The 20,144-nt window shown below is 64.2% G+C and carries 14 protein-coding genes; 3 read left to right on the top strand and 11 right to left on the bottom strand.

Features of this window, described 5'->3' with window-relative positions; translation table 11 throughout:
* Window positions 1-759: 759 nt before the first annotated feature.
* From iolB to AC07O2_RS18260, 4 genes are read right to left on the bottom strand one after another with little or no spacing between them, the layout of a single operon-like run.
* Window positions 760-1,569, bottom strand: coding sequence for a 5-deoxy-glucuronate isomerase (gene iolB, locus AC07O2_RS18245; RefSeq protein ID WP_495077165.1), 810 nt, complete (start codon window positions 1,567-1,569; stop codon window positions 760-762).
* Window position 1,570: 1 nt separating this feature from the next.
* Complete coding sequence (iolE, locus tag AC07O2_RS18250) at window positions 1,571-2,476, bottom strand: myo-inosose-2 dehydratase (protein WP_495077166.1); 906 nt, start codon at window positions 2,474-2,476, stop codon at window positions 1,571-1,573.
* Window positions 2,477-2,498: 22 nt separating this feature from the next.
* Window positions 2,499-4,355: a 3D-(3,5/4)-trihydroxycyclohexane-1,2-dione acylhydrolase (decyclizing) gene (gene iolD, locus AC07O2_RS18255; protein WP_495077167.1), complete on the bottom strand. Its 1,857-nt coding sequence runs from the start codon at window positions 4,353-4,355 to the stop codon at window positions 2,499-2,501.
* 8 nt (window positions 4,356-4,363) lie between these two features.
* Complete coding sequence (locus AC07O2_RS18260; RefSeq protein WP_495077168.1) at window positions 4,364-6,304, bottom strand: bifunctional 5-dehydro-2-deoxygluconokinase/5-dehydro-2-deoxyphosphogluconate aldolase; 1,941 nt, start codon at window positions 6,302-6,304, stop codon at window positions 4,364-4,366.
* A 260-nt stretch (window positions 6,305-6,564) separates the two neighbouring features.
* Between AC07O2_RS18260 and AC07O2_RS18265 the strand changes: the two genes are divergently transcribed.
* The 3 genes from AC07O2_RS18265 to AC07O2_RS18275 all read left to right on the top strand — a co-directional run bounded on the left by AC07O2_RS18265 (window position 6,565) and on the right by AC07O2_RS18275 (window position 10,149).
* The gene (locus AC07O2_RS18265; RefSeq protein WP_495077169.1) at window positions 6,565-7,494 is read left to right on the top strand and encodes a sugar ABC transporter substrate-binding protein; all 930 of its coding nucleotides are present in this window, start codon (window positions 6,565-6,567) and stop codon (window positions 7,492-7,494) included.
* A gap of 81 nt (window positions 7,495-7,575) precedes the next feature.
* Window positions 7,576-9,111: a sugar ABC transporter ATP-binding protein gene (locus tag AC07O2_RS18270; protein WP_116603781.1), complete on the top strand. Its 1,536-nt coding sequence runs from the start codon at window positions 7,576-7,578 to the stop codon at window positions 9,109-9,111.
* Between the two features lie 18 nt (window positions 9,112-9,129).
* A complete protein-coding gene (locus AC07O2_RS18275) occupies window positions 9,130-10,149 on the top strand; it encodes an ABC transporter permease (protein WP_092756321.1) in 1,020 nt (339 codons plus the stop codon).
* A 22-nt stretch (window positions 10,150-10,171) separates the two neighbouring features.
* Here AC07O2_RS18275 and AC07O2_RS18280 read toward each other — a convergent pair whose 3' ends face one another.
* The 7 genes from AC07O2_RS18280 to AC07O2_RS18310 form a co-directional block, all read right to left on the bottom strand.
* A complete protein-coding gene (locus AC07O2_RS18280; protein WP_495077170.1) occupies window positions 10,172-10,624 on the bottom strand; it encodes a DUF4864 domain-containing protein in 453 nt (150 codons plus the stop codon).
* A 289-nt stretch (window positions 10,625-10,913) separates the two neighbouring features.
* Window positions 10,914-12,296: a heavy metal sensor histidine kinase gene (locus tag AC07O2_RS18285; RefSeq protein WP_495077171.1), complete on the bottom strand. Its 1,383-nt coding sequence runs from the start codon at window positions 12,294-12,296 to the stop codon at window positions 10,914-10,916.
* Complete coding sequence (locus tag AC07O2_RS18290) at window positions 12,293-13,003, bottom strand: heavy metal response regulator transcription factor (protein ID WP_495077172.1); 711 nt, start codon at window positions 13,001-13,003, stop codon at window positions 12,293-12,295. The genes AC07O2_RS18285 and AC07O2_RS18290 overlap by 4 nt, the downstream gene beginning before the upstream one ends.
* A gap of 13 nt (window positions 13,004-13,016) precedes the next feature.
* Window positions 13,017-16,193, bottom strand: a complete 3,177-nt coding sequence (locus AC07O2_RS18295; RefSeq protein ID WP_495077173.1) for an efflux RND transporter permease subunit — start codon at window positions 16,191-16,193, stop codon at window positions 13,017-13,019.
* Window positions 16,194-16,195: 2 nt separating this feature from the next.
* Complete coding sequence (locus tag AC07O2_RS18300) at window positions 16,196-17,392, bottom strand: efflux RND transporter periplasmic adaptor subunit (protein WP_495077174.1); 1,197 nt, start codon at window positions 17,390-17,392, stop codon at window positions 16,196-16,198.
* A gap of 4 nt (window positions 17,393-17,396) precedes the next feature.
* Window positions 17,397-18,932: an efflux transporter outer membrane subunit gene (locus AC07O2_RS18305; protein ID WP_495077175.1), complete on the bottom strand. Its 1,536-nt coding sequence runs from the start codon at window positions 18,930-18,932 to the stop codon at window positions 17,397-17,399.
* 157 nt (window positions 18,933-19,089) lie between these two features.
* On the bottom strand, window positions 19,090-20,130 hold the full coding sequence (locus AC07O2_RS18310) for a LacI family DNA-binding transcriptional regulator (protein ID WP_495077176.1): 1,041 nt from the start codon (window positions 20,128-20,130) through the stop codon (window positions 19,090-19,092).
* Between the last annotated feature and the right edge of the window lie 14 nt (window positions 20,131-20,144).

The raw sequence follows: 20,144 nt of genomic DNA on the forward strand, positions 1-20,144 counted from the left end.
AGGCGCCCCCACTGTCTGCGTCCCAGCGCTATCGCACTGGGAAACCTGCGGTGCGCGCTTTGGGCGGGGTCTGGCTAAACTCGCTTCGCTCAAACAACGCCAGCCCTGATCCGCTCAAAGCTGTGCTCCTCGGCGCATACAGAGGGGGACCCCGGGGAGCGGGATCGGTGGCGCGCAGCGCCACATCGCGCCTAGGGCGCGAGCCCGGCTGCGCCGGGCTGGGGTTGGCTGTTCGGCTGTTGGTTCCCACGCCGTGTGGCGTCGGCGAGTAGCGCAGGGCTGGGCGGATCAGGGCCCGCGATTGTTTGAGGCCGCAGGCCGAGTTCGAGCGGGACCCCGACCAGACCGAGCAACGCAGCGTACCCCGGAGCGAAGCGCAGGGGGCGACGACTTCGGCTCGCCTTTCTTTTGGGTACTTTTCTTTGGCGAAGCAAAGAAGAAGTACCTCGCCCGCCGGGGCGAACTCCCGGCCGGGGATGCCAAAGACATCAACCCATCCAAAGGTTCAAGCCAAATCACCCGCTAGCGCAGGATTTACCTACGCTAGCGGCTATTAATTTGAGAGTAGACGTTCATCCGGCCCTGGGGTCAGAGCCGAAATGCGGGTGGGCGTGGCGGGCTTCAAAGAACAGGTGGCGCGCAATTCGGATCTGACCCCAGGGCCTGCCTGCGCGCAATGCCCTATCTGCGGGTATCAAGCCAAACGGATGCTTGCGCAGGTAGAACGTGCGCTAGCAGCTATCGAATCACTAGCAAAGACTACTTCGCCGCCAGCATCCACTCATGCGCCGGGTCGTTCTTGAAGACCCAGAAGCGGTTCGGGCCGGCCATCACGTTCAGGTAGTACAGGTCGTAGCCATGCGGCGCCACCACCGGGTGGTAGCCGCGCGGGACCATCACCACGTCGTGGTTTTCCACGGCGCAGGCTTCGTCCAGGCTGCGGTCGTCGGTGTAGACGCGCTGGAAGGCAAAGCCTTGCGGTGGGTTCAGGCGGTGGTAGTAGGTTTCTTCCAGCAGGGTTTCTACCGGTGGCTGCTCGATGTCGTGCTTGTGCGGGGGGTAGCTGCTGGAGTGGCTGGCGGGTGTGAGGACCTCGACCACCAGCAGGTGGGCGGCGGTGGGGTCGTCGTGCGGCAGCACGTCGCAGACATAGCGGGTGTTCGTGCCCTTGCCGCGCACGCTGCGGCGCATGTTGGCGGGGTCTAGCACCTTGACCGCATGCGGCGTGTTGCCAGCGGGCGCCGTGCACAGGCCGACTTCGGCATCGGTCTCGGCCAGCACCACTACCGTCTTGCCAGCCGGCACGTAGACCGCTGCGGGCGAGACTTCTTCGAACACGCTTTTGCGCGTGCCCAGGTGCGCATGGGTCTGGCCGTCGATGGTGACGCTGACGGTGCCGGTCAGCACCACCAGGCAGAGTTCGCGCGTGCTGGTGTTGACGGTTTCAGATTCGCCTTTTGCCAGGCGCACCGCGCGGAAACCCACATGGGTCCAGCCGGCGCGTTCGGGCGTGACGTTGACGATCTCGCGGCCCGTGGGGGCCGCCTTGGCGAGCAGGGGGCTGACCATCTCAGCCGCCGATCTTGTTGACCAGGCCGCGCAGCGTGTCGTAGCCTTTCTTGGCGTATTCGTAGCTGGGGGCGACGGCCGGGTCTTGCTCGGCTTCGACCACCAGCCAGCCTTCGTAGCCGGCGTTCTTCAGCGTGGTCAGCACGGCTTCGTAGTCGATGCTGCCGTCGCCGGGCACGGTGAAGGTGCCGTTGATCACACCGTTCAAAAAGCTCCAGCCGTCGTTGCGTGCCTGGGCAATCACGGGGGTGCGCACGTCCTTGCAGTGCACGTGAACTACGCGCTCCACATGGCGTTGAAGCAGGGTGACCGGATCGGCGGCACCGCCGAAGTAGGCGTGGCCGGTGTCGAACAGCAGGAACACCTTGGTCGGGTCGGTCAGGGCCATCAGCTTGTCCACATCGGCGGGGGACTCGACGTAGGCGCCCATGTGGTGGTGGTAGGCCAGTTTGATGCCATAGGTCTTGACCAGGTGCTCACCGAAGGCGTTCAGGCGGTCGGCGTAGGCCTTCCATTGTGCGTCGTTGGCGAACTTGGGGCGCTTGGACACGGGGGTGTCGATCTGGCCCTGGATGGTGTCGGCGCATTCGCCGTAGACCACCACGTTCACCTTGTTGTACTGCAGCTTTGTCATATGCGCCTTGCAGCGCTCGATCTCGGCTTCCACCGTGTCGTTGCCCAGAAAGCCGGAGTACCAGCCGGACACGCAGGCCAGGCCGAATTCGTCCAGCTTGGCTTTCAGGCCGGGGCCGTCCTTGGGAAATTTATTGCCCAGCTCGAAGCCTTCGTAGCCGATTTCCTTGCCTTCGCTCAAAGCCGTTTCCAGCAGGGTTTCGCCGCCCAGCGAGGGCAGGTCGTCGTTCATCCAGGACAGGGGGTTGATGCCGATGCGTACGTTCCAGGTCATAGTGGTTCTCTTGAGTAAATACTTAAATACGTTGTTCAGTTTTTGCGGCGGTGTAGCGCTCAAACGCTTCGTTCACCGCAGGGCGTTCAGAGACTTCGGGAATGGCGACCTCCCACCAGCAGCCGCCTTCGGCCGTAGTGCGCTCATAGGTGGTGTCGATCACGATGACTTGGCTCTTGGTGGCGGCGCGGGCGGCCACCATGGCGGTCTTCAGTTCGGCCACGTCCTTCACGTGCACCGCATCGGCGCCCATGCTGCGGCCGTGCATGGCAAAGTCGATCTGGCTGCTGCTGCCGCCCTCGGGGATGCAGTCGTCCAGCATGTTATTGAAGTTGGGCGTACCGCTGGCGCGCTGCAGGCGGTTGATGCAGCCGTAGCCCCGGTTGTCCAGGATCACCACGATCAGCTTCTTGCCCAGCAGCACCGAGGTGGCCAGCTCGGAGTTCATCATCATGTAGGAGCCATCGCCGACGATGACGATGACTTCCTGGTCGGGCCGGGCCATCTTGGCACCCAGGGCACCCGCCACTTCGTAGCCCATGCAGGAGTAGCCGTATTCCACGTGGTAGTTGCCGGGCCGGGTTGCGCGCCACAGCTTGTGCAGCTCGGCGGGCAGGGTGCCGGCGGCGCAGACCACCACGTCGTGCACATCGCTGTTGGTAATGGAGTCGCGCACCGCGCCAATGACTTCGGCGTCATAGGGCAGCACGTCCTTGGGCACGGCGGTAGTGAGCTCGGTCACGCGCTTCACCCAGCCTGCGGCCAGGCTGTGGGCGCGGGTGGTCCAGGCGGGTTCGGCCTTCCAGTCGCCAGCGGCGGTGCTGAGCTGGGCCAGGCCGACGCGGGCATCGGCCACCAGGGCGGCGCCGGCCCACTTGGTGGCGTCGAAGCTCTGTACGTTCAGGCACAACAATTTGGCCTTGGCGAACAGCGCGTGCGAGCCGGTGGTGAAGTCCTGCAGGCGCGTGCCCACGGCCAGCACCACATCGGCTTCGCGGGCCAGTTCATTCGCGGCCGGGCCGCCATCGACGCCGATGCCGCCCAGGTTCAGCGGGTGGTCCCAGGGCAGGCTGCTCTTGCCGCCGTGGGATTCGACTACCGGCACGCCGTGTTTCTCGGCAAAGGCGCGCAGCGCGTCCCAGGCCTGGCTGTACAGCACGCCACCGCCGGCGACGATCAGCGGCTGCTTGGCGGTCTTCAGCAGTGTGGCGGCAGCGGCCAGCTCGCGGGTGTCGGCCGGTGGGCGGCGGAAGTGGATCACGCCGGGCTGCAAAAAGCTTTCGGGGCAGTCGAAGGCATGGGTTTGCACGTCCTGGGGCAGCGCCAGGCAGACCGGGCCGCAGCTGGCCGGGTCGGTCATCACCTGGATGGCGCGGGGCAGGGCGGTCAGGATTTGCTCGGCGCGGGTGATGCGGTCAAAGAAGCGCGTCACCGGGCGGAAGGTGTCGTTGGCGCTCAGGTCGCCGTGCTGGAAGCTTTCGATCTGCTGCAGCACCGGGTCGGGCGCGCGCGAGGCAAAGGTGTCGCCGGGCAGCAGTAGCACGGGCAGGCGGTTCACATGGGCCATGGCCGCGGCGGTGACCAGGTTGGTGGCGCCGGGGCCGATGCTGGTGCTGACGGCCATGATGCGCTGGCGGAAATGCGCCTTGGCATAGGCCACGGCGGCGTGGGCCATGCCTTGCTCGTTATGGGCTCGGTAGGTGGGCAGTTGGGCGCGTTCGGCGTACAGGGCTTCGCCGAAGCCGGCCACATTGCCGTGGCCGAAGATGGTGAACACGCCCGCGCAGTAGGGTTGGATGCTGCCATCGGCCATTTCGACTTGCAGCGCGGCCAAGTGCTTGACCAGCGCTTGGCTCATGGTGAGTTTTTGGGTTTTCATGGGCGAATTTATTTGGCAGATTTCCGGTTACGCCAGGCATTGACGAGGGTAGCAAAGTTGTGCGCAACGGCGTCTTTGAAGGCGTCGTCGTTGATTTCGTTCTTCAGCCACTTTAGCGAAGGTTCTGCCCACAGGGTGCGGCCCACCATGAAGCCCTTGACGATGGGGTTGGTGGCGTGCACAAAGCTGTCGGCCAGGTGCTGCAGTGGCTGGTTCAGGCCCAGGATCACCGCGCCGCGGCAATACGGGTCGCGCTCGGCCACCAGGGCGGCCAGTTCGGTCCAGCCCTTAGCCTGCATGGGCGCCAGCTTCCACCATTCGGGCTTGACACCCAGGTTGTAGAAGCGCTTTACCGAACGCAGCACGGCCGCGTCTTCGGTGCCGGCGGGCGTCATGGCGCGGGGGCAGATGATTTCCAGCAGCAGCTCGTTGCCGCTGGTGCGGGTGGCTTCCCACAGTTCCAGCACGGTTTGCTCTTGCTGCAGGCGCAACTCGTAGCTGTCGTCCGGGTGGTAGTGCACCAGGCACTTGACCACGTGTTCGGTTGGCCAGTTGATGAGTGCGCTGCCGACCGAGCGGGTACCGTCAAAACGCAGCGGGCGCGAGCCGGGCAGCTCGACCGGGCGGCCCACCCACCAGCCACGGCCGGTGGCGCTGGCCAGCGCGTCGCGGCCGTAGTCGCCGCCGTCGATCAGCACGCCGGTGTGGCCTTGCAGCTTGTGGCTGGTTTCCACCTGCTCGGCGGCTTGCACCAGCAGTTTTTTCAGCGCGGGAATGCGCGAGTCGCTGGCACCGGCTTCACGGGCAATATCAAAAAACTGGCTGCGGTGGTCGAACGCCAGTACGCACATCTCGTTCCAGTCGGGGCGGGCCGCGGTGACGCGGTGCAGATGGGCCAACTGTTCATCGGCATCCACCTTGGGGTTGCGGCTGCCGCTGAACCAGTGGGCCAGCTCGGCCGGCGTGGCCATGGCAGCCGAGCAGGCGTGGCGCGACACCACGATGGCACCGCAGGCGTTGGCCACTTTGGTGGATTCGGCCCAGTCCTTACCCTGCAGCAGGCTGGCCATCAGGCCGGACAGAAAGGAGTCGCCCGCGCCCAGCACGTTCAGCACTTCGACGCGCTCGCCCTTAAAGGTGGGGGCGTCGTCGATATTCGTGGGAATCGCGCCTTCGATCACGCTGCAGCCAGCGGCGCCGCGCTTCACCACCAGGGTGGCGGAGCTGATGGCGCGCACCGCACGCAGGCTGGCCATCAGGTCGTCGGCCACGCCGCCGGCGATGAAGAACTCTTCCTCGGTGCCGACCAGCAGGTCGAACAGGGGCAGGGTTTCCTGCAGTTGCTTCGTCACGTGTGCATCTGCTACGTAACGATTTTCGCCGGCGCCGCGGCTGGTCAGGCCCCACAGCACGGGGCGGTAGTCGATGTCCAGCACGCGCACCACGCCGTGTTTCTTGGCGTAGGCGAGGGCGGTCTCCGAAGCGCGGCGGGTGCCGGGCGTGCTGAGGTGCGTGCCGGTGATGGCCAGAGCCCGGCATTGGGCAATGAAGTCTTCGCTGATTTGCTCGGCATCCACCGCCATGTCGGCGCAGTTTTCGCGCACGAACAGCAGGGGAAAGGTATCGCGGTCCTTCAGGCCCAGCAGCACCAGCGCGGTCAGGCGTTCGGGGTCGACCTGCACCTGGCTGGTGTCGCAGCCAACTTGATCCAGGGTTTCGGTAAGGAAGCGGCCCATCTGCTCGTTGCCCACGCGGGACAGCATGGCGCTTTTCAAACCCAGGCGGGCCACGCCAAAAGCCAGGTTGCCCGAGCTGCCGCCCAGGTACATGGCCATGCTGCGAGCGTCTTCAAGGCGGCTACCGAACTGCTGGGCATACAGATCCACGGCCAAACGGCCCAGGCAGGCAAGATCGATGCGGCGATTGGATGGGAAGTTTAGGTGGCTCATCAGACTACGGTTGATCAGGAAATGGGTTCTCGCGTCAGGCGAGAAGGCGGCATACGCAACGGCCAACTGTGCCCGTTGCAGCGACTATAAATTGTAGAGAAATATTTTTCTCTAAGTGTAATCACTTAGAAATTTATTTTCTATTTTGGCTTTTTGTGATTACAGTACGGATCGTGGTCAGGGACATTTTTGCGCCCTAGCCCCAACCAACCGAACGGCGCAACCGTCGCTGTTCTTTAACCATCCGGAGACGCATCAAAATGAAAAAATTGTTACTCGCTGCAGCCGTGTCGACCACCATGCTGGCCCCGATGGCCGCACATGCTGAAAAGGTCGGTTTGGCCATGGCCCAGCTGGACACTTTCTTGACGATCCTGAAGAACGGCGTAGTCGATGCCGGCAAGAAGTCGGGTACCACGGTGCAAGTGGAAGATGCACAGAACGACGTGGGCAAACAGCTCAGCCAGATCCAGAACTTGATTGCCCAGAAGGTCGACGCCATCATCGTCAACCCGGTGGATACCGACGTCACCCCCAAGATCACCAAGATGGTGACCGACGCCAAGATCCCGCTGGTCTATGTAAACCGCAAGCCGGTCGACTTTGCCAAGCTGCCCGCAGGCGTGGCGTTTGTGGCCTCCGACGAAGTGGTCTCTGGCACCCTGCAAACCCAGGAAGTCTGCCGCCTGCTCAAGGGCAAGGGCGAGATCGTGGTGCTGATGGGCGAGCTGTCGAATGAAGCAGCGCGCACCCGTACCAAGGACATCGAAGACGTGCTGGCCACCAAGGACTGCAGCGGCATCAAGGTCCTGGACAAGCGCGAAGGCAAGTGGGACCGTACCCAGGGCCAGGACATCACCACCAACTGGTTGTCCAGCGGCGTGAAGTTTGACGCCATCATCGCCAATAACGACGAAATGGCCATCGGCGCCATCAATGCATTGAAGGCATCCAAGAAGTGGACCCCTGCTTCCATCGTGGCTGGTATCGACGCCACCCCTGACGCCCTGGCTTCCATGAAGGCCGGCGACCTGAAGGTCACCGTGTTCCAGAACGCGGCCGGCCAAGGCAGCGGCGCGCTGGACGCCGCCCTGAAACTGTCCAAGAAGCAGCCCGTCGAGCGCTTCGTCAACGTGCCATTTGAACTGGTAACGCCGGCTAACTTGGCCAAGTACTCCGGCAAAAACTAATTTGCCCTGATTGGCCATTCGCCAGACGCCTCCACCGATGGGGGCGTCTACCCATTTTTACCGTTCAATCGAGTTAGCTGTATGTCAGATACCGCCACCATGGAGCGACCGGCTGCGCCGTCCGCCGCCGCCGTTCCGCCTTTGCTGGAGATCCAGGGCATCCTGAAGATATTTCCAGGTGTGGTCGCACTTAACAATGTGCAACTCAAGCTGCGCGCAGGTACCGTGCACGCGCTGATGGGCGAAAACGGCGCCGGCAAGTCCACGCTGATGAAGATCATTGCGGGCATTTACACGCCAGAGAAGGGTGATATCCGCCTGCGTGGCCAGCCCATCGTGCTGAAGTCGCCGCTGGACGCGCTGAACCAGGGCATCGCCATGATCCACCAGGAGCTGAACCTGATGCCGTACATGACGGTGGCAGAGAACGTCTGGATCACCCGCGAACCGAAAAACTGGCTGGGCCTGGTAGACCACGCCGAGCTGAACCGCAAAACCGCCGAGCTGTTCAAAGACTTGAACATCGATATCGACCCGGCGATAGAGATCCAAGAACTGTCTGTCGCCAGCCGCCAGATGGTGGAGATTGCCAAGGCCGTGTCCTGGAACTCCGATGTGCTGATCATGGATGAGCCGACATCGGCCCTGACCGAAACCGAAGTGGCGCATTTGTTCGCCATCATTCGCCGCCTGCGGGCCCAGGGCAAGGGCATCATCTACATCACACACAAGATGAACGAGCTGTTCGAGATTGCCGACGAGTTCTCGGTGTTCCGCGACGGCCAGTACATCGCCACCCATTTGTCCTCCGAGGTGACCCGCGACGACATCATCCGCATGATGGTGGGGCGGGAAATCACCCAGATGTTCCCCAAGCTGGACGTGCCGATCGGCGACGTCGTGCTGTCGGTGAAAGACCTGTGCGTCGAAGGCATTTTCAAGAATGTGAGCTTCGACATCCGTGCCGGCGAAATCGTCGGCATGGCCGGCCTGGTCGGCTCGGGCCGCTCGAATGTGGCCGAGGCGCTGTTTGGCGTGGTGCCTGCGACCTCCGGCACGATTTCCATCAAGGGCGAGCCCGTGCAAATCCGTACGCCGCAGCAGGCGCTGGCCGCGGGCATGGCGTTTTTGACCGAAGACCGCAAGGAAACCGGTTGCTTCCTGGCGCTGAATATCCAGGAGAACATGGACTCGGCGGTGCTCAACCAGCGCTACGTGAGCAAAGGCTTTGTGCAGAGCGAACAGCTTAACAAAGACTGCCTGGAAATGGCCAAGCGCCTGCGCGTGAAGACGCCCAGCATGGACGAGATCATCCAGAACCTGTCGGGTGGCAACCAGCAAAAAGTGCTGGTGGGTCGCTGGCTGCTGACCAACCCGCGCATCCTGATTCTGGACGAGCCCACCCGCGGCATCGACGTGGGCGCCAAGGCCGAAATCCACCGCCTGGTCTCCGAGCTGGCCGGCACGGGCGTGGCCATTTTGATGATTTCGTCGGAAATGCCCGAGGTGCTGGGCATGAGCGACCGCGTCGTGGTGATGCACGGCGGCCAGGTCACCGGCATCCTGGACCGCAAAGACGCCAACCAAGTCTCCGTCATGGACCTGGCTGCGAAGTAATTTAAAAGGAATGAATGTATGAGCTCCCCTACCATCTCTCAGCCCGCGTCAGGCGGCACCAAAGCAAAAATGAAGTTGCCCCCAGAGTTCAGCATCCTGCTGGTGCTGCTGGGTATCTGCGTCTTTTTTGAGGCGCTGGGCTGGTACCTGAACGGCCAAAGCTTCATGTTCAACGCCGAGCGGCTGCAGGTCATCATCTTGCAGATGTCGGTCATCGGCATCATCGCGGTGGGCGTGAACATGGTCATCATCACCAGCGGCATTGACCTGTCGTCGGGCTCGGTGGTGGCCGCGTCTGCGGTGGTGGCGGCCAGCCTGGCCCAGGTGTCGGACTTTCCGCGCGCCGTGTTCCCGCATCTGACCGATCTGAACCCGATCTGGCCCATCCTGGCCGGGGTGCTGGTGGGCGTGGTGGTGGGCTTGATCAACGGCTGGCTGATTGCCGCCACCGGCATCCCGCCCTTCATTGCCACGCTGGGCATGATGGTGGCTGCACGCGGCTTCGCCAAATGGTTCACCGGCGGCATGCCCGTCAGCATGCTGACCCCCGAGTTCGCCTGGATCGGCGAGGGGGCCAACCCGGTGATCATCTTCTTGGTGATCGTGGCGATTGCCCATGTGGTGCTGCGCTACACCCGCTTCGGTAAGTTCACCTACGCCATCGGTGCCAACCGCCAGGCGGCCCGCGTCTCGGGTATCAATGTGAACCGCCACCTGATCTGGATCTACACCATTGCCGGCCTGTTGAGCGGCGTGGCGGGTACCGTGACCGCAGCGCGTGCCATCTCCGGCCAGTCCGGCATGGGCGTGAGCTACGAGCTGGACGCGATTGCGGCCGTGGTGATCGGCGGCACCTCGCTGGTCGGCGGCCTGGGCCGAGTCACCGGCACCGTCATCGGCATTCTGATCCTGGGTGTGATGATGTCGGGCTTCACCTTCATCCGCATCGACGCCTACTACCAGGAAATGGTCAAGGGCGGCATCATCGTCGCTGCCGTGGTGGCCGACCAGTACCGCAACAAGAAGCGCCGTACCTGATGGTCCGGGCGGGGCTTGAAGGCTAAGCCATCCGCCCGTTGGTTTCCTTCAGGAAGCAGCCGCTGATGCGCCACTGTTTGTTCTTTTGCCGCTCCAGCGTGTAGATGACCATCCAGCTGGTGCCTTCGGCGTCTGACATCTGTACCGGCTGTACCACCACCTTGCCATCGAGGTCTGGCTGCAAATACGCCACCGACGCGGGCCGGTACACCACGGCATATTGGCCGCGCACCATAGCCATGAAGTACTGCGCCGAGGCGACCGATTTGCGCACACTGGGCGCCGCGTAGGAAAAGGCTTTTTCCGCATCGTCGGCGGCAAAGGCATCCAGCTGCGCATGGATGACCTCACGTACCGCCTTGGCATCCTGGCTACTGAGCGGCGTTGCCAGCGCGGACGCGCCCACCAGCAGTGCTAGCAGCATGCCGACCGTGGTGCGCCATAAGGATTGGAAGCATTGGATGGGGTTTTGCATGGCCACGGCTCCTTTCACAAACGCATGGAGCGCCCCACGCGGGGCTCCATGCCCATCCAGCTTACGCTTTTCAGCGGATTTGTGTCAGCGCAAGGTGTTGCCGGCACTGGCTGGCCTGTGCAGTACAGCTCAGCATTCCGTTTCTGGATTGATGGGGAAACATGGCTCTGGCGCAGGTATTGCCTGCGGTAGTAGCTATTAAAAGAGGAGTATTTTTCACGCGAAACGCGTGGGAAACGCGTGGGAAATGCGGTCTGGGCTGCGAGCCGTTGCGGCCCTGAAGGCGTTCTCAACCCGTGTCCCGTGCCACGCTGAATCCTATGGTGTTGATGCCGTTTGCACTGCTGGCGCTGACCTGGCCGCCGTGCATGCTGGCGACTGCTTTTACTATCGCCAGGCCCAGGCCGTGTCCGTGGTGTTGGCCCAGGCCCTGGCGGGATGTATCGACGCGGTAGAAGCGGTCGAACAGGTGCTGCTGGTGCGTTCTGGCAATCGGCTCGCCGGGGTTGGCGACCGAGATCCAGGTGGCCTTGGCCTCGTTGCGGAGTTGTACGGTCAGTTGCGCGCCGGGTTGCGAGTGCTCGATGGCGTTCTGCAGCAGGTTGCTCATGGCGCGGCGGAACAGGGCGGTTTCGAGTTCTGCCTCGACCGCCGCGTCGCCTTCGATACGAACCTGCATGCCGCTTTCGTCCAGCACGAATTCAAAGAAATCGATGGTCTTGCGCACCTCTTCGGCGATGGGGGTGCGCACCCGGCCGGTAGCGGCTTCACCCCGGTCGGCGCGCGCCAGGAATAGCATGTCGTTGACGATGGAGCGCAGGCGCTCCAGGTCTTCCAGGTTCGATGCCAGCACCTCTTGCAGCTCGGGGGCCGTGCGCTGGCGTGATAGCGCGACCTGCGTGCCACCTATCAGGTTGCCCAGCGGCGTGCGCAGCTCGTGGGCTACGTCGGCATTGAAGGCCTCTAGCTGGGCATAGGCTTCCTCCAGCCGGGCCAGTGCGCCGTTGAACGCCTGGGTCAAGGCTTTCAGCTCGATGGGCAGCGCGGCCTCCGGCAGGCGTTGTGACAAAGTCTTGGGGCGCAGGGCCTGGGCTTCGTTGGACAGCTGCTCCAGCGGCTTCAGGCCCACGCGGGCTATCCAGCGGCCGGCCAACGCCACCGCCAACACCGCCGCCAGGCTGAGCGCCAGTAGCGCGCTGACAAAGGCCTGGCGCGTGCGCCGGTAGGGCGTGGTGTCGCTGCCGATGATGAGCCGCACCCCGGGGCGTTCGTCCAGCGGCGCGATATAGATAGACCGGGTGCGCAGAGACGCTGCCTGGCCGGGTAGCGCCAGGGTGCCCCGGCCATCCGCCCCTTGGGTGATGCGCTCCATGTCGGCCAGGCCGCTGCCGTACACGAAGCGTGGGTCGTCGCTGAGCACCCAGAAGCGCACATTGCCATCTTGCGGCGCGAGCGTGTCCATCTTGGCCTGTACGCGGTTCCAGCGTTCTGCGCGGCCCACGCGCTGGATGGTGTAGGCCATGCTGTTGAGGCCGATGTTGAGCTCATCGTCCTGGTGGCGGGTCAGTTCGCGGTCCAGCACGGTGTACAGCGCGGCGCCTATCAGCGCAAAGGTCAGCAGCGCTGCTGCGGCGAACATGGTGACCAGTCGCGCCGTGATGGAGCGCTTCACGGCGCGGCGCCCCGGTCGGCTTCCGCCTCGGTGCGTACCTCCATCACATAGCCCATGCCGCGTATGGTGTGCAGCAGCTTGGGCGCGGCAGCCGCAAAGGGCACATCGATCTTGTCGCGCAACCGCTTGATGGCGACTTCGACCACATTGGTGTTGCTATCGAAGTTCATGTCCCAGACCAGCTCGGCAATTGCCGTCTTGGACAAAATCTCGCCCTGGCGCCGCGCCAGTACCGCCAGCAGGGCGAACTCCTTGGCGGTCAGGTCGATGCGCACCCCGCCGCGGAAGGCTTTGCGCTTGAGCAGATCGATCTGCAGATTGGCAATATTCAGCTGCATGGGCTCCTGGCTGCGGCCGCGCCGGTTCAGCGCTTGCAGCCGGGCCAGCAGTTCGATAAAGGAAAAGGGCTTGACGAGGTAGTCATCCGCGCCGTCGTGCAGCCCTTTGACGCGGTCTTCGATACGGTCACGGGCGGTGAGCATGATCACCGGCGTCTGCTTCACTGTGCGCAGCGAACGCAGCACCGAGAAGCCGTCCAGGCCGGGCAGCATGGCGTCGAGCACGATCACGTCGTAGTCGTGCTGCATCGCCAGGTGCTGGCCGTCGAGTCCGTTGTCGGCGACATCCACCGCGCAGCCTTGCTCGGTCAAGCCCTTGTGCAGGTACTCGGCCGTCTTGGCTTCGTCTTCGACAATCAGGATTTTCATCTCACTCCAAAATCTAAGCCTGGGCCTGCGGCTGTGGCAATGCTTCTGCGCCAGCTTTAGCGGCCTTTTTCGCGGCCCGGGCGTCCTTGCGTGCCTGGTACCAATAGTGTGCCCGATCGAGGTAGAGGTAGACCACCGGGGTGGTGAAGAGCGTCAGCATCTGCGACAAGATCAGGCCGCCCACCATGGCGTAGCCCAGGGGTCGACGCAGCTCTGAGCCCGAGCCATGGCCCAGCATCAGCGGCAAGCCGGAGAGCAGGGCGCACATGGTGGTCATCATGATGGGCCGAAAGCGCAGCAAGCAGGCCTGGTAGATGGCTTCTTGTGGCGCCATGCCGTGCTCGCGCTCGGCCTTCAGCGCAAAGTCGATCATCATGATGCCGTTCTTCTTCACGATGCCGATCAGCAGGATGATGCCGATCAGCGCGATCACGCTCAAGTCGTAGCCACCGGCCATCAGGATCAGCAGTGCACCCACGCCGGCTGAGGGCAGGGTGGACAGAATCGTTAGCGGATGGATGTAGCTCTCATACAGCAGGCCCAGCACGATGTACACCGCCACCAGTGCCGCGGCGATCAGGTAGGGCTGCGAGGCCAGCGAGTCTTGGAAGGCCTGCGCCGTACCCTGGAACGCGCCCGACAGCGACTGCGGCAAGCCCATCTCGGCCTGCGCCTGGTTGATGGCATTCACTGCCTCGCCCAACGCATGGCCCGGCGCCAGGTTGAAGGAGATGGTCACCGCCGGGAACTGGCCCTGGTGGTTGATCGCTAGGTAGGCGGTCTTGCTGGTGTCTACCTTCACAAAGGTCGACAGCGGCACCTGTTGGCCGGTCAGCGGCGAGTTCAGGTACAGCTTGCTGAACAGCGCCGGGTCCTGCTGCATCGCCGGCGTGACTTCCAGCACCACGTGGTAGCTGTTGAGCTGGGTGAAGTACTGGGCGACCTGGCGCTGGCCGATGGCGTCGTACAGCGTGGCGTCGATGGTTGCCGGCGTGATGCCGAAGCTGGCTGCACGGTCACGGTCTATGGTCAGCACGGCGGACGCTGCGGCGTTCTGCTGGTCAGAGGCCAGGTCGGTCAGCTCGGGCAGCTGGCGCAGGCGCTGCAGCAGCTTGGGCGCCCAGGTGTTGAGCTCGTCCAGGTTCGCATCGGTCACGGTGTACTGGTACTGCGTGCGCGACGAGCGGCCGCCCACGCGGATGTCCTGCCCGGCCTGCAGGAACAGGTTTACGCCCTGTATCTTGGCCAATTGCGGACGCAACCGGGCGATGATCTGGTCGGCACTGGCCTCCCGGCCGGCTTCCTTGGATTTGAGTCCGATGTAGAAGTTGCCGGTGTTGTAGGTGGACGAGCTGCCGTTCATGCCGAAGCCGGCGACATCCGGGTCGCGCCGCACCACGTCGGCCAGCTCGACCATGCGGGCGTTCATGGACTGAAACGATGCGTCTTGCGCGGATTCCGCAAAGCCCGAGATAAAGCCGGTGTCCTGCTGCGGGAAGAAGCCCTTGGGAATGATGAAGAACAGAAAGCCGGTGGCCACCACGGTGGCGATGAAGCCGCACAGGGTGATGAACTGGTGCCTGAGCACCAGGTGCAGGCCGCGCTTGTAGCCACTCAGCAGCGCGTCGAAGCCGCGCTCGAACAGCATATACAGACGGCCATGCTTGCTGGCATGCTCGTTCTTCAAAAAGCGCGAGCACAGCATGGGCGTGAGTGTGAGTGACACCACCACCGACACCAAGATGGTCAGCGTTACCGTGACAGCGAATTCGCGGAACAGCCGCCCGACGATGCCGCCCATCAGCAGCAGCGGAATGAACACCGCGATCAGCGACACTGAAATGGAGATGATGGTGAAGCCGATTTCGCCCGCGCCCTTGTAGGCAGCTTCCATCGGCGTCATGCCTTCCTCGATGTAGCGGTAGATGTTCTCCAGCATCACGATGGCATCGTCTACCACGAAGCCCACCGCAATGGTCAGCGCCATCAGCGACAGGTTGTCCAGGCTATAGCCCAGCAGGTACATCACGCCCACCGTGCCCATCAGCGCCAGCGGCACGGTCACGCTGGGGATCAGCGTGGCCGGCACATTGCGCAGGAACACGAAGATCACCGCCACCACCAGGGCAATCGTCAGCAGCAACGTGAACTCCACGTCTTTCACCGAGGCGCGGATGGTCTCGGTGCGGTCGATGATGGCGTTGACCTCCACCGTCGGCGGAATGGATGCCTTGAGCTTGGGCAGGGCCGCGTTGATGCGGTCTACCGTTTCGATGACGTTGGCACCCGGCTGCTTGGTAATGGCCAGCACGATGGAGCGGCCGTTCTGTACCGTGTTGCCCGCCGGTGCGGCAGCACCTGCATAGGCCCAGCCGGCGATCTTGGCGTTTTCGGGGCCGTCCACTGCCACGCCCAGGTCGCGCACGCGGATGGGGGCGCCGTTGCGGTAGGCCAGGATCACGTCGTTCCAGGGGCCGGACTTCAGAATCTGGTCATTGGTGTAGACGGTAAAGCTCTGGTTCGGCCCGTCTATCGTGCCCTTGGGCTGGTTGGCCGTGGCCGATGCCAGCACCGTGCGCACGTCCTCCAGGCCCAGGCCCAGCGCGGCCAGCTTGGCCGGGTCCAGTTGCACCCGCACGGCCGGCTTTTGTACGCCACCGATGTTGACCAGGCCCACGCCGGAGATCTGCGAAATCTGCTGCGCCAGGATGTTGTCGGCATAGTCATTCACCTCGGTCAGCGGCAGGGTTTTGGATTGCACTGCCAGTATCAGGATGGGCGAGTCCGCCGGGTTCACCTTGCGGAAGGTCGGCGGGCTCGGCAGCGTGGCCGGCAATTGCCCGCTGGACGCGTTGATGGCGGCCTGCACGTCCAGCGCTGCGGCATCGATGCTGCGGTCCAGGTCAAACTGCAGCGTGATCTGCGTCGAGCCCAGGCCGCTGGTGGAGGTCATTTGCGACAGGCCGGCGATCAGCGAGAACTGCCGCTCCAGCGGCTGTGCCACGTTGGACGCCATGGTCTCCGGGCTGGCGCCCGGCAAGCTGGCGGATACCTGGATGGTGGGAAAGTCCACCTGCGGCAGGGGAGCCACCGGCAGCAATGGGAACACCGCCGCACCGATGAGCAGCAGGGCAATCGCCAGCAGCGTGGTGCCGATGGGGCGTTTGATGAAGGCAGCAGAAATGCTCAATTTCAGCTCCCTGCCATCGTGGTGGATGGCTTGGCCGCGGCCTTGGTGGGCTCGATGATGCCTACGCCCACCTTGAGCTTGTACTGGCCATCGACCACCACGCGCTGGCCGGTACTTAGGCCCTTGTCGACCACGGCCACGCCGTCGGCAATCTGCGCCACGTGCACGGGGGTGTTGGCCACGGTGCTGTCATCGCCCACAGTCCACACATAGGTGCCGTCCTGGCTGCGCTGCACAGCGGCGGCGGGCACGGTCAGCGCATTCTGGCGTTGCCCCAGCTGCAGCCGTACGTTGACGAACTGGCCCGGCCACAGGCTGTGCGTGGGGTTGGCGAAGCTGCCCTTGAGCTGCACCGTGCCGGTGGTGGTGTCGATCTGGTTGTTCATCAGGATCAGCTTGCCGCTGCCCAGCATATTGCTGCCGCTGCGGTCATAGGCCACCACACCCAGCGGCTGCTTGCTGGCGTTCTGCGCGCGGTTGATGTCCTGCACGGCTTCTTCCGGCAGGGTGAACTGCACCGCGATCGGGTCGATCTGGTTGATGACGACCAGGCCGGTGGCGTCCGCCGCGTGCACGATATTGCCCGGATCCACCAGGCGCGCACCCACACGCCCGCTAATGGGCGAGGTGATGCGGGTGAAGCTCAGCTGCACCTCGGCGTACTGCACGGCGGCGTTGTCGGTCTGCACCGCGGCTTCCAGCTGCGCAACCAGCGCCTTTTGCGTGTCCAGCTGTTGCTGGGTGGCGGCGTCTTGTGCGATCAAGGTGGCGTAGCGTGCCAGGTCGGTGCGGGCATTCGCCAACGTCGCCTGGTCCTTGGCGCGGGTAGCCTGGGCCTGGGCCAACTGGGCTTGCAATGTGCGCGGATCCAGCTGCGCCAGCAACTGGCCGGCCTTCACGTCCTGGCCTTCGCTGAAGCCCACCTTGTCGAGCTGGCCGTCGATGCGGGCTTTGACGGTAACCGTCGCCATCGAGCTGACGGAGCCTATGCCGGCACGGTAGACCTGCACGTCCTGCTGCTGCACGCGGGCGGTGGTCACCTGCACCGGCGGCGTCTTCACGGCGGTATCCAGCTTGGCGGCAAACGCCGTGTGGTGCAGCGACCAGGCAGTGCCCGCGCCCAGGATCAGAACGGCAGTGGCCGGAATCCAGATCGGGCGGCGTTGGAGGAGGGGGGCGGGTGGAGTGGGAGTCGTCATGGTGTCAGGTTCCTGAACCGGTAGCGGTGGTCAAGGTGGTGGTCGATGCAGTGGTAGATGGTGTGGATGCGAGATCGGCGGTGTTCCAGCCGCCGCCGGTGGCGGCGATCAGCGCCACGCTGGCGACCAACTGGCGGCCGAGCAGCTGGGCGGCAGTGCGCTGGTTGCTCAGTGACAGGGTTTGCGCCGTCACCACGCTGAGGTAGGTGGCTGTGCCAGCGCGGTACTGGTCCAGGGCCAGGCGCTCGGACAGCTGTGCGGCCTCGACGGCTTTGGCCTGGAGTGCGGCCTCCTGCTCCAGCAGGCGCAGGGTGGCAAGGTTGTCCTCGACCTGCTGAAAGCCGCTGAGCACGGTCTGTTTGTACTGCGCCACGCTGGCGTCAAAGCTGGCAATCGCCTGGTCGCTGTGCGCGCGGCGCAAACCGCCGTCGAACACCGTCTGGGCCAGGGCCGCCCCCAGAGAGAAGACCCGGCTGGGCGTGTCGAACAGCGCGCCTATGGTGGCGTTGCTGAAGCCGCCGCTGGCGCTGAGCGTGATCTGCGGATAGAAGGCGGCCTGCGCCACGCCGATGTTGGCATTGGCCTGGCGCATGCGGCGCTCAGCACCGGCAATGTCGGGGCGGCGCTCCAGCAGTGTGGACGGCAGGCCGGGCGGCACCACCGGTATGGCCAGGTGCACGCCCTCGCGGGTGTCGATGGGCGCCAGCGTGAAGCTGGAGGGCGTCTGCCCGGTCAGCACCGCAATCGCATGTTCCAGCTGCGTGCGCTGGGCGTCCAGGTCTACCGCCTGTGCCTGCGCCTGGGCCAGCTGGCTTTGCGCCAGCGCCACGTCGGAGCGCAGCACCACGCCGGCCGCATACTGGTGCTGGGTCAGCTCCAGCGATTTGGCATAGGCCTCGGTGGTGGCGGCGTAGAGCTTGCGTTGCAGGTCGATGGCGCGCACCTGCATGTAGTCCTGTGCCAGGGTGGACTGGATGCTCAGGCGCGCTCCGGCCAGGTCGGCGGCACTGGCCTGGGTGCCGGCATCGCCGGCCTCGACGCTGCGCCGCACCGAGCCCCATACATCCGGCTCCCAGCTGGCGGCCAGCCCCAGGCTGTAGTCATCGCCCAGCTTGACGCTGCCGCTGCTATTGGTCTGCGCGCGGGTGGCGCCGGCGTTGGCGCCCAGGGTGGGGAAGAAGCTGGAGCGGGCTGCGGCCGCAACGGCCCGCGCTTCGCGGTACACCGCCTCCGACTGCAGGATGTTCTGGTTGGCGCGGTTGGCCTGGGCCATCAGCGCGCTCAGCGTGCTGTCCTGGTAGAGCTCCCACCAGGGCTGGTTGGCATCGATCACCTGGGGGCTCGCCGGTTTCCAGCCGCTGTCTTCCTTGTATTCCTTGTAGCGGCTGCCCAGGTCCAGCGGTGGCCGCACATAGTCGGGGCCGACCGCGCAGCCGGCGAGTAGCGCGGCCACGGCAGCGGCGCTCAGCCAGGGCGTGGGACGGAAGTGGCGGAAATGGTGCGACCGGTAGGGGCGCGGATGTGCATTGGGTAGGTTCATGGCACATCCCACTATAGGCAGCGCCTCCGACCGCACGCTGTCGGCTTTATGACGGTTTTGTCAGTTTCGCTCGGCGCCTGCCTTCGTCCGAACTTATGAATGAAATAGACCGGTAGCGCAATGGATACCTGCACAAGCAGCTACTTTTTATATAGCACTAGCCCATGTTTTCCGGCGTGAACAGGTCCATGGCTAGCAGCTTCTGTTGTGGCCCGGTGTAGCTGGCGCCGGGCAGGGTGGCGGCCAGCATCTGGGCCACGGCGGTCTGGGCCAGGCGCTCTTGCGGGGTGTGGATTACCAGGTCCACCACACCGTCGATCAGCGCGGCGCGGGTGGTGGCATTCAGCTCGTTGCAGACCACCACCAGTTTGCGGCCAGCGGCTTCTTCGCGCAGCGCCCGGATCACGCCGAATCCACCACCACCGGCCAGGTGCAGGCCCACCAGATCGGGGTGCTTGGCCAGCAGTTCCAGCGTGGCTTCATAGGCCAGCTGCGGGTCTTCCAGGTTCACCAGCGTGTCCAGCACCTTGAAGCCGGGCGCGTTCTCGCGCAGGTACGAGCGAAAGCTGATTTCCGATAGCTCGTGCCCCAGGTAGCGGTGGCTGCCGACGAACACCGCGACCTCGCCTGTCGCCTGCCGATTCAGCCGGCTGATGGCCCAGGCCGCGGTACGGCCACGCTGGCGGTTGTCCAGGCCGATATAGCCGGCGCGGTGCGGCGCGCTGATATCGCTGAGCAGCGCGAAGCAGGGCTTGCCTTGCCCATACAGCGTCTCCACCGCGGCGGTGACATGCGGGTGGTCCACTGCGACCACGGCCAGCGCGTCCACCTTGCTGCCCAACGCCAGCAGTTGTTCGGCAATCGCTGCGGGCTCCAGCGCGTCCATGAACGTGATGTGGGCTACGCAGGGTTCCGGCTGGTTCTGGGCCACGGCCTGTTGCAGCGCGGCGGCCAGGGTTTGGTAGAAATGGTCGTTGCGCTTTTGCAGGCAAAAGCCCAGGTGCCGCACCGGCACGCGCTCTTTCAGCCTCTCACGCATCAGGCCGACTGCGTGGTAGCCCAGCTTTTCGGCTGCGCCAATAACTTTCAGTGCTGTGCCTTCGCGCACCGGCAGGCGGCTGTTCAGCACGCGGTCTACGGTGGCGGTGCTGACGCCGGCCGCCGCGGCCACATCGGTCAAGGTGATTTTGGTCTTCATGGGTCTGCATCATC

The sequence above is a fragment of the Rhodoferax sp. GW821-FHT10B06 genome, assembly GCF_059415605.1.